The 22463-nt window shown below is 45.0% G+C and carries 24 protein-coding genes; 17 read left to right on the top strand and 7 right to left on the bottom strand.

The annotated features are described in order from the left end of the window. The first annotated feature begins 13 nt into the window (after nt 1-13). The 8 genes from A3860_RS01765 to A3860_RS01730 all read left to right on the top strand — a co-directional run bounded on the left by A3860_RS01765 (nt 14) and on the right by A3860_RS01730 (nt 8714). Entirely contained in the window at nt 14-1432 is a 1419-nt protein-coding gene (locus A3860_RS01765; protein ID WP_081144806.1) for an MBL fold metallo-hydrolase, read from the top strand. Nucleotides 1433-1552: 120 nt separating this feature from the next. Continuing rightward, entirely contained in the window at nt 1553-2122 is a 570-nt protein-coding gene (locus A3860_RS01760) for a YeeE/YedE family protein (RefSeq protein WP_216823356.1), read from the top strand. 10 nt (nt 2123-2132) lie between these two features. Next, complete coding sequence (locus A3860_RS01755) at nt 2133-2660, top strand: DUF6691 family protein (protein WP_081144805.1); 528 nt, start codon at nt 2133-2135, stop codon at nt 2658-2660. A gap of 315 nt (nt 2661-2975) precedes the next feature. Further along, nucleotides 2976-3671, top strand: a complete 696-nt coding sequence (locus A3860_RS01750; RefSeq protein WP_081144804.1) for a twin-arginine translocation signal domain-containing protein — start codon at nt 2976-2978, stop codon at nt 3669-3671. A 230-nt stretch (nt 3672-3901) separates the two neighbouring features. Further along, entirely contained in the window at nt 3902-4786 is an 885-nt protein-coding gene (locus A3860_RS01745; RefSeq protein ID WP_245843452.1) for a c-type cytochrome, read from the top strand. Nucleotides 4787-4817: 31 nt separating this feature from the next. Continuing rightward, a complete protein-coding gene (locus tag A3860_RS01740; protein WP_081144802.1) occupies nt 4818-5234 on the top strand; it encodes a DsrE family protein in 417 nt (138 codons plus the stop codon). A gap of 90 nt (nt 5235-5324) precedes the next feature. Next, nucleotides 5325-6410: a COX15/CtaA family protein gene (locus A3860_RS01735; protein ID WP_081144801.1), complete on the top strand. Its 1086-nt coding sequence runs from the start codon at nt 5325-5327 to the stop codon at nt 6408-6410. Nucleotides 6411-6464: 54 nt separating this feature from the next. Next, complete coding sequence (locus tag A3860_RS01730) at nt 6465-8714, top strand: patatin-like phospholipase family protein (RefSeq protein ID WP_081144800.1); 2250 nt, start codon at nt 6465-6467, stop codon at nt 8712-8714. Here A3860_RS01730 and A3860_RS01725 read toward each other — a convergent pair. Next, entirely contained in the window at nt 8701-9603 is a 903-nt protein-coding gene (locus A3860_RS01725; protein WP_081144799.1) for a diacylglycerol/lipid kinase family protein, read from the bottom strand. The genes A3860_RS01730 and A3860_RS01725 overlap by 14 nt on opposite strands. A gap of 50 nt (nt 9604-9653) precedes the next feature. Then, nucleotides 9654-9827 (bottom strand): hypothetical protein, encoded by a 174-nt coding sequence (locus A3860_RS40880; protein ID WP_158085117.1) that lies wholly within the window; start codon nt 9825-9827, stop codon nt 9654-9656. An 18-nt stretch (nt 9828-9845) separates the two neighbouring features. Between A3860_RS40880 and A3860_RS01720 the strand changes: the two genes are divergently transcribed. Then, nucleotides 9846-10358, top strand: coding sequence for a hypothetical protein (locus tag A3860_RS01720; protein WP_081144798.1), 513 nt, complete (start codon nt 9846-9848; stop codon nt 10356-10358). A 100-nt stretch (nt 10359-10458) separates the two neighbouring features. Here the strand turns inward: A3860_RS01720 and A3860_RS01715 are convergent, their stop codons facing one another. Next, on the bottom strand, nt 10459-10974 hold the full coding sequence (locus tag A3860_RS01715; protein WP_081144797.1) for a hypothetical protein: 516 nt from the start codon (nt 10972-10974) through the stop codon (nt 10459-10461). 497 nt (nt 10975-11471) lie between these two features. On the opposite strand from A3860_RS01715, the gene A3860_RS01710 reads away from it, so the two are divergent. The 3 genes from A3860_RS01710 (at nt 11472) to A3860_RS01700 (ending at nt 13218) form a co-directional block, all read left to right on the top strand. Next, entirely contained in the window at nt 11472-11978 is a 507-nt protein-coding gene (locus A3860_RS01710; RefSeq protein WP_081144796.1) for a hypothetical protein, read from the top strand. Between the two features lie 131 nt (nt 11979-12109). Continuing rightward, nucleotides 12110-12607: a hypothetical protein gene (locus A3860_RS01705; RefSeq protein ID WP_081144795.1), complete on the top strand. Its 498-nt coding sequence runs from the start codon at nt 12110-12112 to the stop codon at nt 12605-12607. A 164-nt stretch (nt 12608-12771) separates the two neighbouring features. After that, nucleotides 12772-13218, top strand: coding sequence for a hypothetical protein (locus tag A3860_RS01700; protein WP_081144794.1), 447 nt, complete (start codon nt 12772-12774; stop codon nt 13216-13218). An 82-nt stretch (nt 13219-13300) separates the two neighbouring features. Here the strand turns inward: A3860_RS01700 and A3860_RS01695 are convergent, their stop codons facing one another. Then, nucleotides 13301-14296, bottom strand: coding sequence for an alpha/beta hydrolase (locus A3860_RS01695; protein WP_081144793.1), 996 nt, complete (start codon nt 14294-14296; stop codon nt 13301-13303). Between the two features lie 77 nt (nt 14297-14373). On the opposite strand from A3860_RS01695, the gene A3860_RS01690 reads away from it, so the two are divergent. From A3860_RS01690 to A3860_RS01670, 5 genes are all read left to right on the top strand, one after another. Then, entirely contained in the window at nt 14374-14598 is a 225-nt protein-coding gene (locus tag A3860_RS01690; protein ID WP_081144792.1) for a DUF2905 domain-containing protein, read from the top strand. Nucleotides 14599-14801: 203 nt separating this feature from the next. Further along, complete coding sequence (locus tag A3860_RS01685) at nt 14802-15914, top strand: acyltransferase family protein (RefSeq protein ID WP_081145150.1); 1113 nt, start codon at nt 14802-14804, stop codon at nt 15912-15914. A 324-nt stretch (nt 15915-16238) separates the two neighbouring features. Beyond that, entirely contained in the window at nt 16239-18047 is a 1809-nt protein-coding gene (gene typA, locus A3860_RS01680) for a translational GTPase TypA (RefSeq protein WP_081144791.1), read from the top strand. Nucleotides 18048-18184: 137 nt separating this feature from the next. Further along, nucleotides 18185-19246 (top strand): glycosyltransferase family 4 protein, encoded by a 1062-nt coding sequence (locus A3860_RS01675; RefSeq protein WP_143773894.1) that lies wholly within the window; start codon nt 18185-18187, stop codon nt 19244-19246. A 97-nt stretch (nt 19247-19343) separates the two neighbouring features. Next, entirely contained in the window at nt 19344-19568 is a 225-nt protein-coding gene (locus A3860_RS01670; protein ID WP_081144789.1) for a hypothetical protein, read from the top strand. A gap of 30 nt (nt 19569-19598) precedes the next feature. On the opposite strand, the gene A3860_RS01665 is transcribed toward A3860_RS01670, so the two are convergent. Genes A3860_RS01665 through A3860_RS01655 form a run of 3 tightly spaced genes read right to left on the bottom strand, consistent with a single transcriptional unit; the run spans nt 19599 to nt 22451 of the window. After that, complete coding sequence (locus A3860_RS01665; RefSeq protein WP_081144788.1) at nt 19599-20480, bottom strand: hypothetical protein; 882 nt, start codon at nt 20478-20480, stop codon at nt 19599-19601. A gap of 15 nt (nt 20481-20495) precedes the next feature. Continuing rightward, nucleotides 20496-21389, bottom strand: coding sequence for a methylmalonyl Co-A mutase-associated GTPase MeaB (meaB, locus tag A3860_RS01660; RefSeq protein ID WP_081144787.1), 894 nt, complete (start codon nt 21387-21389; stop codon nt 20496-20498). A 36-nt stretch (nt 21390-21425) separates the two neighbouring features. Beyond that, nucleotides 21426-22451 carry a glycosyltransferase family 9 protein gene (locus tag A3860_RS01655; protein ID WP_081144786.1) on the bottom strand — a complete coding sequence of 342 codons (1026 nt, stop codon included), beginning with the start codon at nt 22449-22451 and terminating at the stop codon, nt 21426-21428. Nucleotides 22452-22463 lie beyond the last annotated feature (12 nt).

Below are 22463 nucleotides of genomic sequence, written 5' to 3'. Positions count from 1 at the left end.
AAACAGCATAGTTATGAAGATAGAACAAATATATACCGGTTGCCTGGCTCAGGGTGCATACTATATCGAAAGCGAAGGAGAAGCCGTGGTCATTGATCCACTGCGTGAAATAGATTCATATGTTCAAAAAGCTGCACGTCATGGCGCCACTATAAAATATGTTTTTGAAACCCATTTTCATGCTGATTTTGTATCGGGGCACCTCGACCTGGCAAAAGCCACCGGCGCTACCATTGTGTATGGCCCCACCGCCACACCTTCTTTTGCTGCACATATCGCAAAAGACGGGGAAGTATTCAAATTGGGTAAGGTAAGTTTTACCGTATTGCATACACCGGGGCATACTATGGAAAGCAGCTGTTACCTGCTGAAAGATGAACAGGGAAAAGAAGTGGGTTTGTTCAGCGGTGATACCTTATTTATTGGTGATGTTGGCCGCCCCGATCTGGCGCAAAAAGCCGCTCATTTAACGCAGGAAGATCTGGCTGGTTTATTATTTGATTCCCTGCGGAATAAGATCATGCCATTACCCGATACGCTCACTGTTTATCCGGCCCACGGCGCCGGCAGTGCCTGTGGCAAGAACATGAGTAAGGAAACAACCGATACGTTAGGTCATCAGAAAGCAACGAATTACGCCTTGCGTGCCGATATGACTAAAGAAGAATTTATAAAGGAAGTAACTACCGGGTTAACAGCGCCGCCACAATATTTTCCATTGAACGTGCAATTGAACAAACAGGGTTATGAAAGCATCAATGAAGTGCTAAAAAAAGGAACGCATCCGTTGAGTGTAGAAGCTTTTGAAGTTGCTGCCAACGAAACCAATGCGCTTATTCTTGATACCCGCGACCCGCAGGTTTTTGCAAAAGGATTTATTCCCAATTCGATCAATATAGGTATTGATGGAAATTTTGCACCCTGGGTGGGCGCGCTTATTCCGGATATCAAGCAAGCCATCTTAATTGTGGCCGAGGAAGACCGCCAGGAAGAAGTGGTTACCCGCCTGGCCCGTGTTGGTTATGATAATGCAATTGGTTTTTTACAGGGCGGGTTGGCAGCCTGGAAAAAAGCAGGGAAGGAAGTTGATACCATAACTTCCATTTCTGTTGGGGAGCTTGCGGCCGCTTATGAAGCAAACCCCGGAATAAACGTACTGGATGTACGCAAACAAAGCGAATATGATTCAGAGCATATGAAAGGCGCAGTGAATGCCAGCCTTGATTTCGTAAATGAAAGTATGCAGCAGGTTGATAAAAACAAGACCGCGTACGTGCATTGCGCCGGCGGTTACCGGTCAATGATCTTTATCTCTATTCTGAAAGCAAGGGGTTTCGATAATTTGATAGATATAAAAGGCGGGTTTAAAGCGATCAAGGACTCAGGGAAATTCCCAATAACCGATTATGTATGCCCGACTACAATGCTATAATAATAATTGTCTGCTGATTTAATAGACTACATCGAAAATATTCACTAAATTATAGCTGTGTGATTTATGTCGCACAGCTTTTTTTATGAAACCTTCATTTTTACAAAAAACTTATATAGCATGCAAATCTGGGAATGGATCAAGCAACCCTGGCCCTGGTATGTAGCCGGTCCATTGATCGGGCTAACCGTACCCCTGTTGCTGATAATGGGAAATAAATCATTCGGCGTTTCTTCTTCGTTACGGCATATTTGCGCTGCCTGTATACCGGCCAATATACCTTTTTTCAAATACAACTGGCGAAAAGAAACCTGGAACCTGTTTTTTGTAGCAGGCATTTTAGTGGGCGCTATAATCGCAACAAATTGGTTAAGCACTGGTGAGCCTGTAGCGGTTAACCCAAAACTGGTGCATGACCTGCAACAGTATAAGATCCATAATTATAGTTCCATAGTTCCGGTTGATCTTTTTAACTGGCCTTCCCTGTTCACGGTGCGGGGTTTTATATTGATGATTGGCGGCGGCTTCCTGGTTGGCTTTGGAACGCGGTATGCCGGGGGTTGTACTTCGGGGCATGCCATTATGGGCCTTTCAAACCTGCAATGGCCTTCACTGGTAGCCACCTGTTGTTTTATGATCGGCGGTTTTATTACTGCCAACCTCATCCTTCCTGTTGTATTAAACATGTAAAGCATTGACTATGGAAACAAAGAATATAATAACAAAGCCTTCCATTATAAAAGAGACCAATACCGATTTTGAAGTTCGTTCATTGGATACCATCTGCATTAATGAATCAAATATTCAGCATCCCTGGTGGTATTCGATAAAATACGGGGTAGCCGGTTTGTTGTTTGGTATACTGTTGGTTAAAGCTGAAGTGATCTCCTGGTTCCGCATTCAGGAAATGTTTCGCCTGCAAAGTTTTCACATGTACGGAGTTATTGGCACTGCAGTGGTAACGGGCATTATATCGGTATGGCTCCTCAAAAAATTCAAAGTGAAAACAATATATGGCGAACCTATTGAATTGCATCCCAAGCAATTCAACAAAGGGCAGGTTTATGGCGGACTGTTATTTGGGGCCGGCTGGGCGCTCACCGGTGCATGCCCGGGGCCGCTGTATGCATTGATTGGAACCGGCGCCACCGTAATTATTGCCACCTTATTAGCAGCTATTGCAGGAACCTGGGTGTATGGCCTGCTGCGTGAAAAATTGCCACATTAATTTGGTGGCTAATTTTAAGAATAAGTATCTTTAATCTGGATTTAATTTAATGTGAATGCTTAACCAGACCTGTGGAGCGGGAGATTTCTTTCTTTTTTAATGTTGTGTAATTAATTCCTTTAGAACCCAGCCGTGTGTGTCTCCAACCTTCTGAATAACCACTATAGAGGTTTAGTAATTATGTTTTAGGGATTTCTGTTTGTACCACCACTAAGGAATGATGCATTATGCTTACTCCATGAAAAGGAGTCCATACCCGCATGCTGGTATAAAACCAGCCATTACTCCATTTTCTAAAACTAAAATTGGCTGTATATGCAAAACAACAACTTGAATCCCTCTTCGCGCCGCGATTTTTTAGGTAAACTGGCCGCAGGCGCAACCGCGCTGGGTACCGTTTCTCTTGCTCCCTTTCAGGCACAGGCAGAATCTTTATTGTCTGACAATGGATCAGTTGATCCTGAAGCGTGGTTTAATAAAATAAAGGGGAAGCACCGTATTGTATTCGATGCAACACAACCGCATGAATTAATGCCATTTGCCTGGCCAAAGGTCTTTTTGCTAACAAATGCCGCTACCGGAACTCCTGAAAAAGATTGCAGCGTGGTGGTAGTGCTGCGTCACGACGCTATTCCGTATGCATTGAATAGCGATTTGTGGGAAAAATACAAACTGGGCGAACTGTTTAAAGCCAATGACCCTTTAACAAAGCAACCTGCCACCCGCAATCCATTCTGGAAACCCAAGGATGGCGATTTTAAAGTACCAGGTATAGGTAACGTACCCATAGGCATTAACCAATTGCAGGATAGCGGTGTTATGTTCTGCGCCTGCAATATGGCAATAACTGTTTACAGTGCCGTGGCTGCCGATATGCTGAAAATGGATGCTGAAACAGTGAAGAAAGAATGGCTGGCTGGTGTATTGCCAAACATTCAGGTGGTGCCTTCGGGTGTATGGGCATTGGGCCGGGCACAGGAAAAGGGCTGCACCTATTGCTTTGCCGGATAAGTTGAACGGTGTTGATTTGAGTATTTCTGATTTTTAACTCCTTCTAATTATACAAGTTCCATGTTGCCTGCCGGGCATGCCCGGCAGGCAACATAAACTGTACACGATTTGCTTTCTACAACATGAACCGAAAACTGATAATTGGATTATTAGTAGTAATTGCAGTGCCTTTTGCCGTTTGGCTTAATATTAAACTGCGCCAACCCCCTGTTTTAAAACAAACGGCAAGTTTGTCGTTAACCAATGAACCGGAAATGCCCTGGCAGGCGCCTGATTACAACGCCATTCCACATACAGAAGCAGGTGATCAGATACGTTATGGCCGCGATTTGATCGCCCGCACCGCTTATTACCTGGGCCCCAAAGGGAAAGTGGCACATATTTCAAACGGAATGAACTGCCAGAATTGTCACCTGGCGGCAGGTACCAAACCCTGGGGAAATAATTATAGTGCGGTAGCTTCTACCTATCCCAAATATCGCGACCGCAGCGGTTCCATTGAATCTATTGAAAAAAGAGTGAATGACTGCCTCGAAAGAAGCCTCAACGGAAAAGCACTTGACAGCAACAGCCGCGAAATGCGGGCCGTTGTAGCCTATATGCATTGGCTGGGAACCGATGTGCCAAAGGGGAAGAAGCCTGTGGGCTCAGGTATTACTACCCTTAAAAATCTTGACCGGCCAGCCGACCCTGAAAAAGGTAAAATAGTTTTTATTGAAAAATGCCAGCTTTGTCATGGCGCCAATGGCGCCGGTAAACCCGATTCGGCTACCGGTACCGGCTATTTGTATCCGCCGTTGTGGGGGCCTGCAAGTTATAATATTGGCGCCGGGTTATACCGGTTATCACGAATGGCCGGTTATGTTAAAGACAATATGCCTTTTGGCGCTTCTCACGGTAATTCGCAATTGACCGATGAACAGGCCTGGGATGTTGCTGCATATATAAATGTGCAATCACGTCCACATAAAGATCTGTCGAAAGACTGGCCGCAGAAAAACTCCAAGCCGGTTGATTATCCTTTCGGTCCGTTTACAGATACCTTTTCGGAACAGCAACATAAGTTCGGCCCATACGATCCTATTCAACAGGCAAAACCACCCGGAAAGAAATAGCTTTCATTATTTGATCTTTAAAACCAACTATATGCGTAAGAATAATATGTTGATCGTTGTGTTGGTGCTTTTACCGGTGCTAACGATGGCGCAATCTGCTGCATACAAAGTGATCTTCGATATTACCACAGCCGATACAGCTGCGCAAAAAGCGGTGATCAGGCAAATACGCGGTATTTCACAGGCGCGGCCCGAAGCTCAGCTGGAAGTGGCCATATACAGTGAAGCCCTGCCCATGGTGATGAAAGACAAATCGATCATTGCAGATGCCATTCAGGAGTTGACCGCGAGCAAAAAAGCCAGTTTTAAGGTATGCGGCATGACCATGAAACGGAACAACGTAGATAAATCACAGTTAGTGGCCGGGGTTGATGTGGTGCCAGACGCCATTTATGAAATAATTTCCAAACAGCACGAAGGCTGGGGGTATATCAAGGTGGCGCAATAGGGAGCCGTGAACCGGCATTCGGATGGCGGCAGGAACCGGAAACCGGAAACTGGTAGCTGGTAACCGGTTCCGCCTTACCTTTGCGCCGCAATGAATACCATATCTCTTGAACAACGTGCCAACCGGGCAGTATCGAACTGGATATTTTTAGGGGTGATCATGTTATTGGTGCAAGTGGTATTGGGCGGCGTCACCCGCCTCACCGGTTCGGGCCTTTCCATCACTGAATGGAACGTAGTGACCGGCGCTTTTCCGCCGCTGAACGACCAACAATGGCAGGCAGAATTCTATAAATACCAGCAAACACCGCAATACCGGTTACTGAATACCGACTTCACGCTGGCCGATTTCAAAAATATTTTTTTCTGGGAATGGTTTCACCGGCTGTGGGCGCGGCTGATCGCCGTGGCATTTTTGGTAGGTTTTGTGTACCTGGTTGCCAAAAAGTACATAAAAAAGGAAATGGTAAATCCCCTGCTGACCCTGTTCGTGCTGGGCGCGCTGCAGGGAGCCATTGGCTGGATCATGGTGGCCAGCGGGCTCACCGGCGATGCCATATACGTTCGCCCCACCAGGCTTGCCATGCACTTTGTTTTTGCCCTGGGGTTGATCTGTTATGCCTTCTGGCTGGGAATGCAAATAAAGCTCCCGCCAAAAAGCAGGATCAACCACCCTTCACTCCACCGCTGGGCATGGATACTGATCGGTATTTTGTTTGTGCAATTGATCTTCGGGGCCCTCATGGCCGGTCATAAAGCAGCCACTGCGGCGCATACCTGGCCAACCATCAATGGCAGCTGGGTGCCCGATGGTTTGTTAAAAGAAAGGCCGTTAGCGCTTAATTTTTTTGAAAACAAGATCACCATACATTTTGTACACCGGGGACTGGCATATGCGTTATTAATAATGATAATTATTTATTCGGTAAAAGTTTTTCGAATACAACCGGCCTCAAAAATATTCAGCCAGGCCCGCCGCATACCGCTCATCCTGGTAACAGTACAGGTATTATTGGGAATTCTGTCAGTATTAACCAGTACCCAAATTGTTCCCAATCGCTGGGGAACATTTGAATGGATGGCACAGCTGCACCAGATCACCGGTATGTTGCTGCTGCTGAGCCTGGTGGCCATGTTATTTCTCACCCGGTCATTATCTTTTAAGCAACCTTCATAATCTTGGCACTGTCTTTTCGTTTTAGTAGTAAATTGAGGCAGAAGCCAGGTTAGTATGAAACTTTTTTTGCAAGGATTATATCATTCATTTCCAGTTCAGCTGGTTATGCTGCACTTTAAGAAATTTCAGGTGCTGCTGATCTTCTGGTTTGTATTATTCAGCACGGTGAATGGTAGTTTTATGAAGACCTTCGGCGCCGATTCCCTGTACCTGGCGCCCGAATACCTGGGTAATGTGAGTATGCTGAGTACCCTGTTTGTGGGTATGGCCATTGGTGTGTTCATTATGAGCTGGAACATTACCACCTTTATTTTGTTCAGCCGCCATTTCCGGTTTTTGGCCACTACTTCCAACCCCTTTTTAAAATATTGCATCAACAATGTGGGAATTCCCCTGGTGTTCCTGATCTTTTATTTTATCAAGGCTGTGGCGTTCGACTGCAACAAGGAGTTGATGTCATATGGCGAAATTGCCTTGCTGGTGCTGGGTTTTTTAAGCGGCCTGATCCTGATCGTTGTATTTTCCCTCTTTTATTTTTTCAGGGCCGATAAGAATATTATCAGGCGGTTAACCCCGGTGATCAGTAATCCACAATTGTTTAAGGCACAGTTTAAAAAAGACGAAACAAGGCTCAATCAAAGCCGGTTGATACGGGTTGAATGGTATTTGAACGCCATGTTCAAGGTCAAAAAAGTGCGCGATGTGTCGCACTATAGCCGGGAATTCATTGAAACCATCTTCAGTCGCCATCACTTTGCGGCGGTGGTTTCCATTTTCATTGCATTTATTGGGCTGATACTATTGGGTTTCTGGCTCGATAATCCATTGTTCCAGCTGCCTGCGGCTGCCGGTATCACCCTGTTCTTCGCCATTTTGATCGCTGTATCCGGCGCGTTTTCCTATTTTCTTCAAAGCTGGAGCATTCCCTTCCTGATCGTATTGTTCATTATAACAAACGTGTTATACCGTTACGAGATCATTGATCCCAGCAACAAAGCATATGGGTTGAATTATAAGAACAGGGATCAGCGGCCTTTATATAATTCCGAAACACTGCTGTCGTTGTGCGCGCCCGAAAAAATTGAGAACGACAAAAAAAATATGATCTCCATTCTGGAGAACTGGAAAAAGAAACAAACCGAAGCAAAGCCGCTGATGTTTTTAATCACCACCAGCGGTGGCGGTAACCGCAGCGCAACCTTTACCATGAATGTGCTGCAACACCTCGATAGCATGACCCACGGCGAATTGATGAACAAAACCGTGCTTATTACCGGTGCTTCGGGTGGTATGCTGGGTGCTTCCTATTTCCGTGAGCTGAGCAGGGCCCGGGCGGCAGGCATGCCCATCAATGTACAGGATAAAAAGTACATGAACGATATTTCGAACGACCTGCTGAACCCGTTATTCACTTCGTTTGTAGCCCGCGATCTGGCGGCACCGGCCCAACGGTTTAAAGTAGGTGAATATGAGTATATAAAAGACCGGGGTTATGCGTTTGAACAAAAGCTGAATGCCAATACCCGTGGTATGCTGAACAAGCAGCTGAAAGACTGGTACAATGATGAAAAGAATGCGCGCATACCCCTTATGTTGTTTAATTCGGTTGTTACCCGCGATGGCCGCAAAATGATCGTGAGCACCCAGCCAATGAGCTTTTTGATGCGGCCGGCTTACGACAGCAGTCATATAATGGATGCTGCCGACCCCGATGCGGTAGATTACCAGGCATTGTTTGCCAAACAGGACCCGCTGAACCTTCGTATGCTCACAGCGCTGCGGATGAATGCGACATTTCCGTACGTATTGCCCAATGTATGGCTGCCCAGCGATCCGGTGATAGATGTTATGGATGCCGGCATCCGCGATAATTACGGCCAGGAAACGGCGCTTCGTTTTATTCAGGTATTTCAGCAATGGATACGGGAAAACACTTCGGGCGTGGTTTTGCTGCACATCCGCGACCGCAAGACCGGTGGCTGGGAACATCCATACGAATCATCCAATATTACTGAAATAGCTACCAAGCCCATGTTATTGCTCGAATACAACTGGTATAAAATGCAGGAGTACAGCCAGAATGACCTTATGGGGCTGGCGCAGTCAATGATGGGGAATTATTTTTACAATATTTGTTTCCAGTACATTCCCGAAAAGAATGATGCCCGGGCTGCATTGAACTTTCATCTTACCAAAAGCGAGAAAAAAGATATTGCCGGCGCCTTGGGCAGCAGTAGTAACCAACAGGCATTTTCCATGTTTCAGAATTTAATCAAGAACACGCATTCCCTTACGGTACGTTAGCGTGTATCAATTTAAAATAGCGCGGTAAAACTTTGATGTGCAATTGCCGCTGGCATTCCCATGGCTCCCCGTCAATATGGATGGGCGCTTCACCGGGGTTGCTGATAAATAATTCATCGGTTTGAAAATAGATGACCGGCGAATTCATGGAGTTCTCGATGCGCCTGATGCGGCCGGCCAGTACCTGGCGCATTACGGTTAACAGCAGGAGGGGTTTGGCTATTTTTTTTACGATCACCACATCGAGCAGGCCATCGCTGAGAACCGCCTGGGGTGCAATGGTGAAATTATTTCCAAACTGGTTGCTGTTGGCTATGCTGAGGAAAAACGCTTCTGTACTGAATTCCAGCTTATTGGCATTCACCCTGAAAGGGTAGGGCCGGGCACTGAAAAAATGCCGCGTGGTAAGGGAGGCATACGTGCCCAACCCTCTTTTGGGCTGATCGGCAAACTGATGGGCTACCTGCGCATCGAAACCCAATCCGCACAGCATACAGGCAAAATGGTTATTCACCATAAAGCCATCGGTTAAAATGGCCTTGCCGGTAAATACTACCTCCAGGGCCTTTGCGCTGGCCCTGGGAATACCGGCGGCCAGGGCCAGTCCATTACCCGATCCCATTGGAATAATGCCAAACTGAACCTCCGTTGACGCCAGGGCTTTTACCACCTGGTTCACCGTTCCATCGCCACCGCAGATCACCACATCTGTTATCTTATCCGTCTCTATTTTATGTTTAATAAAACCATAATCGCCGTCGGCGGAAGTAGGCAGTATTTCAAAGGGTATCTGACGTTTACGGGTTTCCCTGATGATCAACTCCTTCAGGGAAGATTTTCCTTTGGTACCGGAAATAGGGTTTATGAGATATATGATCTTTCGCTGCATGTTATCAGATTACAAACCGCAAAGATAATAGTGCAAATGTTCATGACAGGTTATCTTATGGATTCTTTTCCTGATGGCCCCATTTTCGACAAACAACCATTTTGCCAGCCAAACGCCATAATTGCCTTTTTTGATGCGGTTGCCGAAAAGCCGGTGGGTTCATCTAATTTAAAAAAACAGGTAACCTGAAATTGAGTTGCTTTGGCATTAAGAACGCGGTTCATAAACTAAAAAGTATAGCCATGAAAAATGTAATTCTAACATGTATTGCCTCATTGGTTGTGGTTGCACAGCTAAGCGCGCAACAAACCGGCAGGCCGGTGATTACCGATAATTTGCAGTCAATGCAAATGAATGCGCTGCCGGTCAGTAAAATTCACGTAAAGGCCATGCGTGATTTTTTAAAGCGCGATAAACCGGCTGCCAATGCCGAATGGATGATCGTTGAAAACGGTTTTGTGGTAAAGTATACCGATAAAAACAACAGCCATTGCCGGTCGGTATATAACAGCAGGGGGCAGTTTTCTTACACCATAAAACAGTATTACGAAAGCAATATGCCGCGCGATGTACGGGGAATGGTAAAAAGCCAGTATTACGATTTTACCATTACGCTGGTTGAAGAAATTATAACGCCATTGAGACCGCTTGTTTATGTCGTGCACCTCGAAGATGCCAATACCCTTAAGAATATCAGGATAAGCGATCGCGAGATGGAGGTAAAGGATGAGTATAAAAGGAACTGGCCTAAATAATTTTCAGAAAGGGTAGTACCATCAGACAGCCACAGGCTGCAAGCCTAAAATTTCAGGCTTGCAGCCTGTGGCTTTTTATTTTTCCATTCTTACAAAATTTTTACTCCCTGGCAAATCCTACGGCTAAAAGCGGCCACAACTCCCGGGCCGGGCGCCAGGTGGTGCTTTTACCGTTAAATTGTAAGGCTGAAAGTGCGCGTCCCTGGGGCAATTGCCGGGAGGAATAAACGAGGTTTAAACCGTTTTGCGAATAATTCTTCTCCAGCTGTAACAATTCACTCACAGGTATCGTCATACCCCTGTCAGCACCAGTAGCGTCAGCAAATTTCCATTCTTTAATGGTATTGCCTTTGTCATCTTTAATGGCAATCATTCTGCTTTTGCCGATAGCCCCGCAATGGTTGTAAAAAATGACCAGCTGATCGTTTTTGTTTGCTTTGTTAAGTTGAAGGCTTTGCAAAGTGAATCCCTGGGTTACTGCTTGCCGTAATATCAGTTTATTGTTAAGGTAGATCTCAAAGACATCTGTTCCTGCCTTTGCAGTAAATGCCTGTACACATATAAGAGCAACTATAAGAACAACTGCCCATGTGAAATTCAAAGTTCTTTGAATCATACAATGAAGTTTTACGTTAAAAAATAATTGTGTAATGCCGGTACAAATGAAAACAATGTGAACCGGCAGGCAGAATTTGTTTGACGAGGCGGGTGAAATCCTTGATATAGTGTATGTTTTGGCGCTTGCTTAAGGCGATTGGGGTACGAACCCGGCCCGAAAAATAAAACCGGAGCTTACCTCAATATAATTTTTCAGTATGCGTTTGTGACCGGGGTTTAAAATAAGCGTTAGTGGTACATATTATAATCAGTGTTGTATGTTTTCCATAACTCCTAATTAACATAACCTTAACCGCGAATACGTAACCCGGTGAAACATTTTGCAAATACTGTACAGGAGCGGAGTAGCCGTTTAAAAATGAAGAATAATAATAGTCAACTATTCAAGGGCTTAACCAATGCTTATCATGACACGGGCAGCAATACCATTTTAAAATAAATACATCTGTAAGCAAATAAATTGCGACGGATTGTTTAACCCAAATAAGTATAGCAATGAAAAAATTAATTATCGCCACCGGTATATCTTTCGTGGTATTATCGGGTTGTGCTTACTCTCAACAAAGTGGAAGTTCGCTGGCTACAGCTAACGTTAAAATAGCAAGGCCGAAAAACCAGTATCTGAATGATGTAAATGTGCGGGCCATGCGTGATTTTGTAGGTCGCTATGGCGATGTGGCAGATGCCGTATGGCATCAAACCAATACCAACTATGTGGCGGTGTTTACACGTGATAGTGTACAGTACCGCGTTATATACACCAATCGTGGTGATCTAAGTTATACAATGAAGTATTATGAGGAGAAAAAAATGGCCCGTAATATACGTGCCCAGGTAAAAAGTACTTACTACGATTACAAGATCTTTATAGTACAGGAAATAGAAATGCCCGATCGTCCTACTATATATATCATCAATTTACAGGGTGATACAGACTGGAAAAAAGTAAGGTTGTGTCAGGGTGAAATGGAGGTGATGGAAGAATTTAAGAAAGGAAAATAAACGCGTGGATCTGCTAAAGTGTTGTTAACGCCTGATAGTATAAAGGTGGGTAGCTCTTTAACATACCGTTTGTAAACGGCATAAGCTGTTTCCAATCTATTACTGTATAAAAACAATGGAGGAAACAGTTTATGAAAAAGATTTTTACACTCGCAGCCATATTTTTCAGCATTACAACTTTTGCCGCCGAACATCCCCGCCCCGATAGTAAAGTAGCCATTCGCAGTAACAGCGATGCTTTTATACAGGTGTTTATCGATGGTAGACAATACAACGTGAACTGCAATGGTTTTGTAATGGATGACATCAGATCGGGCCGCCACCGCATTGAAGTGTACAGGGTAGATAATGGCGGATGGAGGAGAAGGTCACAAATGGTTTATTGCAGCGATATGGTAGTTAGACCGTGGGAATCATTGAACATTAACATCAACCGGTTTGAAAGAGTATTTGTAGACACCCGTTTTGACCGCGATGAACACCGGGGTGGATATGACAGGGATTATGGCCGTGACAGGAACTATAGCAATGGCCCGGATTACAACAACCGCCCCGATTACAACAATCGCGATTACAGCAACCGTCCCGATTATAACAATGATCGCGATGATCGTTACAACAGACACTAAACGCTATAACCACTTAAAGATGGCCCTTCCACCAGTTGGCGGAGGGGCTTTTTCTTTTGGTTCCACCCAAATAAATAACAGTAAACCCCTTTAACACGCCCTTAGTAAACGACCTGTTTTAAAAAGCATCTATTACTTTATAAAAACAATGGAGGAAACAGTTTATGAAAAAGATCTTTACACTTATCGCTATAATGTTCAGTATTACCGCTTTTGCGGCTCCTGGTCCCAAAACATCCAGGATCGCTATCTCAAATAATGACCGGTCAATGATGCAGGTGAAAATTGATGGTGCTATGTATAATCTTGGCAGCTCATTGGTATTGGAAAATATCCGTTCAGGAAACCACTCCATCACTATTTTTAAAACCGAAAGTTTTGGTTTTAGAAAAAGAACACAGATGATCTATAACAGCAGTATGTTTATTTCACCTGCCCAGCTCATCAATATCGATATCAACCGTACTGGTAAAATTGTGGTGAGAACATCATCGGATAAATTCAACGGTTACGACCGGAATAATGGTTACGGAAGAGATAACAACGACCGGTATAACAATGGACGCGACGACCGGAACAGGGATTATGACAATCGTTACGAAAGACACTAGTAGTTTTGATAGGAAGTATAAGAGAAAGGGCTGTCCACCGCGGACAGCCCTTACCTATTTTGATACAAACTATTAGCACATTTTATAACGGCTTAATGCCTAACACATCTGTCATAAACCGCTCCGTTTCCCTTTCAACACCCGGTAAATCGTTCGACCGCACCCACGAACCAATTACATGGTCCCCTGCCTTGGGCATGGCTACTTCCCGTTTTTTATCGGCCGGTGTTCCCAGTTGGGCAAACATTTCTTTAATGGCGCTTACTTTCACCGTGCTATCCTGGTGAACATTATCTCTGTAATAATACATGGTGAGGGTAGGCTGTTTAACTTTTGCAAAGGTTTCTTTGTTCATGCTTGTTTCAAGCAATTCTTCGAGGTTAACCGCCGCTTCAATACGGTAATGGTACGTCCAGTATTTGCGATAAGCTTCGCGCTTATCCTTTGAATCGAGGTATTTTGAACCGGTTACCATACGGGCTACCTGTAACCCCCAGGGATTGTTAAGTATCCAGGCGGTAGGATCATTGATTTCAATATTGGGCGACATTAATACCAACGCATATACATCGGGGTATTCAGCAGCCAGTTTCAGGGCCAGGGTACCGCCGGTTGAAGTGCCAACCAGAATTACCTTGTTGCCGATCTGTTTGCCAATGGCCAGGGCCTGCTTGGCAGTTTCCCATAAATTATCGGGTGTTAAGTTGACCATGGGCTCGGTAGTATCGATGCCATGTTCGGCCAGCCGCGATAAATATAAATTACAACCGAATTTTTTGGCCATGTCGCGATGAACGGGATCGCCTTCTCCCTGCGAAGCGGTAAAGCCATGCAGGTACACCAGGGCATATTCGGTTTTGTTTTTCAGTGAATCGTTGGCCCAAACGATCCGCGCCTCGTTATCGGGCTTAACTTTATGGGCAGCTTCCTGCTGATTGATATAACTTACAAGAGCGGTTGGTTCGGCCGGAACTGCCGGCATGGCGGTAGAATATACCGGGGTAGAAGGGTTTGGCCCCATCAGGTAAACAAGAAATATGATTGCCAGGATGATAAGGATCCATTTTATTTTTCCCATACCGTAAATTTGGTGCTGAAATTAACAGCTTTTTATTATTCGCAAAAGGATGGAGTGACAATTAAAATGATTTTTTTATGAATTCCGATACCGGCAAATACATTATGCTCATCGGGGGGGCTGTGGTGATAATAGGGCTTCTCATCTATTTCTTTCATGATAAACTCCACTGGATCGGTCACCTGCCCGGTGATATCCGCATCGAAAAAGAGAACTTCCGCTTTTATTTTCCCATCACCACCATGGTGCTGTTTAGTGTTCTGGTAACAGTGATCATAAACATTATTCGCCGGTTTCTGTAAGCCGATCGGCTAATCTTTTTTTACCAGGCCAATGCGTTTACCGTCAACCGGTATAGTGTTACGCGTTTGTTAAGGAGTTAGCCGTTCCAACTAAATCTGGCGAAACTACGTATATATTCAACAAATATTTAATTTCTTTGCAATCCCTTAATGCCGTTAAAGGGAAAACAAACCGAATTGGTGACCAATTTTTAACTGTGCGTATGAACCTGAACCCCAGCTACCGGTACGTTGCATTAGATGTGTTTCGTGGCCTCACTATTTGTTTAATGATCCTTGTAAATGCACAGGGTGATCACCAGTATACCTATGCTTTACTCAGGCATGCCGACTGGAACGGTTTTACACCTGCCGATTGGGTATTCCCTTCTTTTTTATTTGCTGTAGGTAATGCCTTATGTTTTGCTGTAAAAAAATGGGAAACCATGCCCCAGCCCCAGGTGCTGGCAAAGATCTTTAAACGGTCGGGCTTGCTTTTTTTGCTGGGCTTTCTGTTGTATTGGTTTCCATTTGTTACTTTCTGGTCCGGTGGGCATATTGCTTTAAAACCATTCAGTGAAACAAGGGTAATGGGCGTGTTGCAGCGGATCGCTTTATGTTATTGCCTGGCTGCATTGCTGGTTTATTATCTCAAAGACAAAGGCGCTTTCATCGTTTCTGCCATAATACTGATTGCCTATCATTTTATACTGCTATGGTTTGGTGAACCAGGCAATGAACTGAGTATGACGGGGAATGCAGGCACCCGGCTCGACCTTTGGCTACTTGGCGCTAACCATATGAGCCATGGAGAAGTGGTTCCGTTTGAACCCGAAGGATTGTTGAGTACCTTACCCGCCATTGCCAATGTGGTGGCGGGATACCTGGTGGGCCGGTATATTCAGCAGGCAGGAAAAACGGTTAAAATGCTGGTACGCCTGCTTATGACAGGCGGCGGGCTAATAGTGCTGGCGCTTTGCTGGAATATCAGCTTTCCCATAAACAGGAACCTTTGGAGCAGCTCATTTGTGTTGCTGACCGTAGGGCTCGATCTTATTATTCTGGCTGCGATCATTTATGTGATTGACTTCCGGCGCATAACCCGCTTCTCTTACTTCTTCGAAGTGTTTGGGAAGAATGCGCTGTTTATATACCTATTGTCGGAAATGGCGGCCATTTTAATGCGTGGCGTGCATATATATGGCTTTATCTACGATCATATATTCAAATTTACCGGTATGTATTTCGGCTCCCTGCTTTTCTCCGGTTGGTTTATGTTCATGTGCTGGCTGGCCGGCTGGTGGCTCAATAAAAGAAAAATTTATATCCGGGTTTAGCCCGCCAGGCGTATATTACAGTAGCTTTCGATTCTTGCCCCAAAAGGTTGCGCCGGCTGTTACATGTTGTAATCGCGTGACTGCTATTTGTTTAGCTTGCTGCTACCATAATTTTCTTCATTTTATCAGGGTTTACTGATGTTAAACGGCCATAAAAACCCGTATAAATGGGGATTAATAATCTATAAAGTTTCTGCTTTTGCTTGCCCCGCCCATTGATTTAGCGTACCTTTGCGCCTCGTTTGCCATTGCTGCAAATAACGCATTCAAAGGCATTCATTATTAAGAATTTAAAAAACAATTACCGTCAGGAAAAAGGAATTTATGGATATTAGAAATATCGCCATTATTGCCCACGTAGACCACGGAAAAACTACCCTGGTAGACAAAATTTTACACGCTACCAAAGTGTTTCGTGATAACCAGGAAACTGGTGAGTTGATCATGGACAGTAATGACCTGGAAAGAGAGCGGGGGATCACCATATTCAGTAAGAACGCTGCGGTAACATACAAAGATGTAAAAATTAATGTGATCGATACCCCTGGCCACGCCGACTTTGGTGGTGAAGTAGAACGCGTGTTGAAAATGGCCGATGGCGTTTGTTTGCTGGTTGATGCCTTTGAAGGCCCCATGCCGCAAACCCGCTTCGTATTACAAAAGGCGCTGCAATTAAACCTGCGCCCGATTGTGATCATCAACAAGGTTGATAAACCCAACTGCCGTCCCGATGAAGTGCACGATGCAGTATTTGAATTATTCTTCAACCTCGACGCTACTGAAGAGCAGCTCAATTTCCCTACCTACTATGGTAGCGGTAAGAACGGCTGGTTCAACGATTCATTGACTCCCTGCGAAGATATTACCCCGTTGCTCGATGGTATCATTAAACATGTACCACCGCCAGCAGTAAGTGAAGGTACTCTTCAAATGCAGATCACTTCCCTGGATTATTCATCTTTCCTGGGTCGTATTGCCATTGGTAGAGTATCACGTGGCACTATAAAAGAAAACCAGCCCATTACATTGGTACAGGGCGATGGAAGCATAAAAAAGACCCGTGTAAAGGAACTGTATGTATTTGAAGGCATGGGTAAGAAAAAGGTAGCAGAAGTAGTGGCCGGTGACCTGTGTGCTGTTGTAGGGATCGACGGATTTAACATTGGCGATACCATTGCCGATTTTGAAAATCCCGAAGCATTACCAGTTATCAGTGTTGATGAACCTACCATGAACATGACGTTCTCCATCAACAACTCACCTTTCTATGGTAAAGATGGAAAATTCGTTACCAGCCGTCACCTGCGCGACCGCTTAATGAAAGAAACTGAAAAGAACCTGGCATTAAGAGTGGTAGATAGCGAGGGTGGTGATGCCTTCCTGGTATATGGCCGTGGTATCCTGCACCTGGGTGTATTGATCGAGACCATGCGTCGTGAAGGCTACGAGTTAACAGTAGGTCAGCCCCAGGTTATCGTAAAAGAGATCGATGGTAAAAAATGTGAACCATATGAGGTGCTGGTGGTAGACGTGCCCCAGGAATTTGCTTCAAAAGTAATTGACCTGGTAACCCGCCGTAAAGGAGAAATGCATGTGATGGAAACCAAAGGTGACATGCAACACCTGGAGTTTGAAATTCCTTCACGTGGGTTGATCGGTTTGCGTACACAAATGCTGACCAACACGCAAGGTGAAGCAGTAATGGCCCACCGCTTCAGTGAATATAAACCCTGGAAAGGCCCAATCCCCGGCCGTAACAACGGTGTGTTGCTGGCCAAAGAGAATGGCTCTTCAACCGGTTACTCACTCGATAAACTGCAGGATAGAGGTTCATTCTTTATTGACCCGGGTGAAGAAATATATGCCGGTCAAATAATTGGTGAGCATATTAAACCAGGCGACCTGGTGGTGCAGATCACTGAAGGAAAAAAACTCACCAACATGCGCGCCAGTGGTAGCGATGCTGCAACCAACATTGCACCTAAAATTCTGCTTACCCTTGAAGAGTGTATGGAATATATTCAACATGACGAGTGTATTGAGGTAACGCCTAACTTCATTCGCATGCGTAAGACCATACTCAATGAAGAAGAAAGAAAGAAACAGGCAAAGTCAATGAAGGCTGAAGCCTAATCATACTTTTCAATTTATAACAAAAGGAATTATCCGCCAGCCGGGTAGTTCCTTTTTTGTTTGATGAAGAGGCGCCCGTTGATGAATAAGAGCCCTCACTGCATATTTTCCTATATTGCAACAAAAGCGTATTTCTTTTGAAGATCAATCGCATAACTATTGATTGTATGCCGGCCACTACGCCGGTCTCGGGTTTATACCAGGTTTGTTTGAACCTGGGAAATGCCTTATTAAAGCAGGCCGATGCTGCCCGGGAGCAGTTTACATTTTATGTTCCTCATGAGCAGCCAACGCTTTTTGGAAATGATCAACGGTATATTCTGCAAAAAGCATCGCATCGTTTTTTTCAGGGGTCCCTGCAAGCCTGTGATCTATGGCACAGCACAATACAGGATGCGCCTATTAAGCCGCGTAACCGCCGTATAAAACTGGTGCTTACCATTCACGATCTCAATTTTCTTATACAACGTAAAGGACAACCGGGAAAAATAAAGAAATACCTTGGCCGCGTGCAGGCAGGTATTAACCGGGCAGATCACATAGTTTGTATTTCAGATTTCACGCGGAAAACTGTGTTGGAACATTTGCAAACACACGGTAAACCGGTTGACCGTATTTACAACGGGTGTACTATAAATGAGTTTCCTGCTTTTGATACGCCTGTTTACCGTCCGGCTAAACGATTCATTTTTGCGCTTGGCGCCCTGGTGTCAAAAAAGAATTTTCATGTGCTTCCCTGTTTGCTGCAGCATAACGATTACGAGCTGGTGATTGCCGGTACCCGCCACAGCGATTATGAGCGGCTCATCATGGATCAGGCTGCTTTATTTGGGGCAACCAACAGGGTACATCTTACCGGTGAAATAAGCGAGGAAGACAAATCCTGGTACTATAAACATTGTTCAGCCTTTGCATTTCCCTCGCTTGCCGAAGGGTTTGGACTCCCCCTTGTAGAGGCCATGTATTATGGCAAACCTGCCTTTATTGCCGCTACCACCAGCTTGCCCGAAATTGGCGGCGACCTGGCGTATTGTTTCAACCATTTTGAACCGCAATACATGCAGCAGGTTTTTACTAAAGGTATGCAGGAGTATGAAACAACAAAACCGGCCCAGGCCATCCGCGCAAGGGCCTTGCAATTCAGTTGGGACCAGGCAGCCAGGGAGTATTTGGCTGTTTACCGAAAATTAGTTCAGTAAGCAATTATTGCCGGTTCGTTTACCGGTTTTTGGCTGGAACGCCCGCCTTAAAGCGAAATCAAAATTTCTGTGTAATTTGCAGTGTAATTGAATAATTATGGGACGAGGAAGTTTGATCCTGATCGCATTATTACTCCTGTTTTTTATGGCGCCGGCCGATCTGCTGGCGCAATGCTCTATCTGCACAAAAACGGCCGCCCAATTAGGCGAGAAGCCCGCCAAAGCCCTGAATACGGGCATTATTTACCTGGGCCTCACCCCCTTTATGATTATGGGTTATATAGGTTATCGCTGGTGGAAGAATAATAAGATAGAAGAATAGCCAGCCGCCTGATATTATAATTAAATCTGATTACTTATTCCGCTTCAGGTATTGTTCATTTCTCGGCGGGAACATTTTGTCAACACGCCGGTGCAGTTTTTCAGCCGTACTTCTTCTTTTGATGTAAACGGGTATCTGCCCCAGATCTAATTGAGCAATGCCGGCGATCATTTCATCTATACTTTTACCCCTGAACTGTTGCTCGGCCACCCATGATAAAATGAACTGGTTCCAATCGGGTTTGTTGCTCCAGTAATGGGCGATCCAGGGTGTTGAATCACCAATGGCATTATAAACATGTGGCAATGTGGCTGCAAAGGAAAACTGTTCGCACAGGTAAAGGGGGCTGCTGTTTGCACAGATGGCATCGCATATTTGCAGCACCATCTCAATATCTTTTCCGTTTTGCAAATTAGGAGTGGCAATCACCCCTGCATTGCGCATATGATCGGTAGCCTTGAATTGAAGCCCGGCATATGTTTTCCCTTGTACTGCCTTCCAAACCCGTTGGCTGTTTTTGGCAGGGCGCGTTGCTATTTCCCCTTCATCTTCGTGCATGTAAGGTTTGCCTTTCAGCAGATCGGCTTTTAATTCAGTGATATTGCTGTATAAGAAAGTATCTGTGTCACAATACATGACCGGGCTGCCCGCATACATTTCAGCTACATGTTGAATGGCTTTTATTTTAACCCGGAAGAAATAATCGTGCGGGCCTTTCCATTCTTTTATTTTTTCGGGATTTACTGTAATAAGATTTACATGACCCTTTAAATGATTATAAAACGCGGGCGTATCGGTAATTATGTTTATAGAATCAATTTCATTACGTTGCTGCAGGAACGACATGGCCGAGAATGCAGCCTGCAAATGATGATGAAAATGGTTCCCAAAAGTGCAATACAGTAAATGCATAACTATTAAAGGGTTTTAATAGAACCGGGTTATAAACGAATACACGTTGGTTATATTCTCTTTTTGAATGGCTGCCAGCAGGTCGTCTTTTCTAATATCTTTCATGCGATGTTTTTGCAACAGATGCCAGGCTTTTTCGGCCAGCAGCCTGTATTTCTTTTCTGTTGTTTGGGCCTCACTGAACCTGCCGTTGATGGCATCGAATAATTCAACGATGCCCTTTTTTTGTGAAGCCACCGTTTTTATTACCGGGATCTCAAGGGCTGTTTTATGAAAGGCCGGCTGTAACATACTTTTCAGGTTCCGGTAAAAAGTATCGGCATCGGGCCGGTCGGCTTTATTCACCACGAAGATATCGGCTATTTCCATTAGTCCGGCCTTCATGGTTTGCACTTCATCACCCGCTTCGGGTACCAGCACCACCACGGTTACATCGGCCAGCGCAACAATTTCCACTTCGCTTTGTCCAACCCCCACCGTTTCAACCAGGATATAATCGAACGGCGCTGTTTTCAGCAATTCGGTTATTTCAATGATTTGCGGGTGCAGTCCCCCCAGCGAGCCCCTGGTAGCCAGGGAACGGATGTACACATCGGGATGGTTATACCATTCGCTCATGCGTATACGATCGCCCAAAAGGGCGCCCAGGTTAAATGGGGAAGAGGGGTCAACACATAATACTGCCACTTTTTTATGGTTCTTAACCAGCTCACCGATAAGCGCATCCGTTAATGTGCTTTTACCTGCTCCGGGAGGCCCGGTTATACCAATCACGGGTGTTGCGGATGCCGGTAATGCCTGTAGCAATGCTTCATACCCCGGCACTTCATTTTCAACATAAGAAATGCCTCTGGCAATGCTTTTGGTATTGCCTTGTTGAATGGTGGTTAGTAATTGCTGCCAGTTCATGTAAACGGGTTTTATACAAAATATGCAGGCTACGGTTTATTGTTGTTTGGCTTTTTTTAGCTCATACTTTTTGATCAGCGTTTCCTGCAGCCAGGCTGCGGGAATATCATTAATGCATTGACAGGCACTCTTATTGTCTCTGCATGCTTCGCATTGTTTATTCAGTACAAATACGGTGGCATTAGGCCCCAGCGGCGCCCAACGGCCCGGGTGAACAGGTCGCATGGGCGGGTAAATGCCCAATGCATCTTTACCCAATGCGGCTGCAATATGCAATGGCCCGGTGCTATTGGCCACCAGCCCATCGCATTGTTGTATAAATGCCATAAACTCGGTGAGCGACATTTTACCGGTTATATCGGAAACCAGGGGGCCTGCTTTGTCGAACAACCATTGCAGCAGTTCCCTTTCTTTTGCCGTACCGGAAATAAAAATGTTGAATGAGGAAGCAGGCAGCAATTGAATAAGCTCATAAAATTTTTCCAATGGCCACTCGCGCGCGCTGCCCTGCGATTTCGGATGTATGATCAGGTTGTATTTGTTCTTTTGTATTAAGGCTGCCAGGTGCGGGGGAAGTGGTTGCGTTTTGGTAAGCCCAATAAGGTCCCCAATTTGTTGCAGCGAATAGCTTTCTTCAATACCCAATGCTTTTAATAACACCAGGTTTAGCTGCGCCTCATGCAGATCCGATTTTTTGCGGCTCAGTTTCACCAGCTTATTACAGGTGAACCAGTGATACAGTCGGTTGGTAGTTCCAATGCGCAGTGGAATGCCCAGCGCCCGCGCTCTTTTTGCAATGCGCGAAACCGGGAATACATGCAGAATACATTCGGCCGGTTGCCCCCCCACCAATATTTTGTTTTGCAAAAAATTATCTACATCAATAAACTCATCCACATGGCTGCAGGCTTCAATAACGGATCTGGTGTAAGATTTTCCCATGAACCCGATAGTTATACCGGGAAAATGTTTTTTTAATACGCCTGCCACGGGCAATGTTAAAATCACATCGCCAATGCTGTCTGTGCGGCTGATAATTATATTGCGGGGAATTTTTTTCAATATGTTCTTATT

The sequence above is a fragment of the Niastella vici genome, from assembly GCF_002077945.1.
In the GTDB taxonomy this organism is placed as follows: domain Bacteria; phylum Bacteroidota; class Bacteroidia; order Chitinophagales; family Chitinophagaceae; genus Niastella; species Niastella vici.
The sequence above is the reverse complement of the archived record's forward strand: the minus strand, read 5'-3'. Positions and strand labels throughout refer to the sequence as shown.

Coding starts and splice junctions, on each gene's coding strand:
- A3860_RS01765 (WP_081144806.1), top strand. CDS start 14: ATGAAGATAGAACAAATATATACCGGTTGCCTGGCTCAGGGTGCATAC.
- A3860_RS01760 (WP_216823356.1), top strand. CDS start 1,553: ATGCAAATCTGGGAATGGATCAAGCAACCCTGGCCCTGGTATGTAGCC.
- A3860_RS01755 (WP_081144805.1), top strand. CDS start 2,133: ATGGAAACAAAGAATATAATAACAAAGCCTTCCATTATAAAAGAGACC.
- A3860_RS01750 (WP_081144804.1), top strand. CDS start 2,976: ATGCAAAACAACAACTTGAATCCCTCTTCGCGCCGCGATTTTTTAGGT.
- A3860_RS01740 (WP_081144802.1), top strand. CDS start 4,818: ATGCGTAAGAATAATATGTTGATCGTTGTGTTGGTGCTTTTACCGGTG.
- A3860_RS01735 (WP_081144801.1), top strand. CDS start 5,325: ATGAATACCATATCTCTTGAACAACGTGCCAACCGGGCAGTATCGAAC.
- A3860_RS01730 (WP_081144800.1), top strand. CDS start 6,465: ATGAAACTTTTTTTGCAAGGATTATATCATTCATTTCCAGTTCAGCTG.
- A3860_RS01725 (WP_081144799.1), bottom strand. CDS start 9,603: ATGCAGCGAAAGATCATATATCTCATAAACCCTATTTCCGGTACCAAA.
- A3860_RS40880 (WP_158085117.1), bottom strand. CDS start 9,827: ATGAACCGCGTTCTTAATGCCAAAGCAACTCAATTTCAGGTTACCTGT.
- A3860_RS01720 (WP_081144798.1), top strand. CDS start 9,846: ATGAAAAATGTAATTCTAACATGTATTGCCTCATTGGTTGTGGTTGCA.
- A3860_RS01715 (WP_081144797.1), bottom strand. CDS start 10,974: ATGATTCAAAGAACTTTGAATTTCACATGGGCAGTTGTTCTTATAGTT.
- A3860_RS01710 (WP_081144796.1), top strand. CDS start 11,472: ATGAAAAAATTAATTATCGCCACCGGTATATCTTTCGTGGTATTATCG.
- A3860_RS01705 (WP_081144795.1), top strand. CDS start 12,110: ATGAAAAAGATTTTTACACTCGCAGCCATATTTTTCAGCATTACAACT.
- A3860_RS01700 (WP_081144794.1), top strand. CDS start 12,772: ATGAAAAAGATCTTTACACTTATCGCTATAATGTTCAGTATTACCGCT.
- A3860_RS01695 (WP_081144793.1), bottom strand. CDS start 14,296: ATGGGAAAAATAAAATGGATCCTTATCATCCTGGCAATCATATTTCTT.
- A3860_RS01690 (WP_081144792.1), top strand. CDS start 14,374: ATGAATTCCGATACCGGCAAATACATTATGCTCATCGGGGGGGCTGTG.
- A3860_RS01685 (WP_081145150.1), top strand. CDS start 14,802: ATGAACCTGAACCCCAGCTACCGGTACGTTGCATTAGATGTGTTTCGT.
- typA (WP_081144791.1), top strand. CDS start 16,239: ATGGATATTAGAAATATCGCCATTATTGCCCACGTAGACCACGGAAAA.
- A3860_RS01670 (WP_081144789.1), top strand. CDS start 19,344: ATGGGACGAGGAAGTTTGATCCTGATCGCATTATTACTCCTGTTTTTT.
- A3860_RS01665 (WP_081144788.1), bottom strand. CDS start 20,480: ATGCATTTACTGTATTGCACTTTTGGGAACCATTTTCATCATCATTTG.
- meaB (WP_081144787.1), bottom strand. CDS start 21,389: ATGAACTGGCAGCAATTACTAACCACCATTCAACAAGGCAATACCAAA.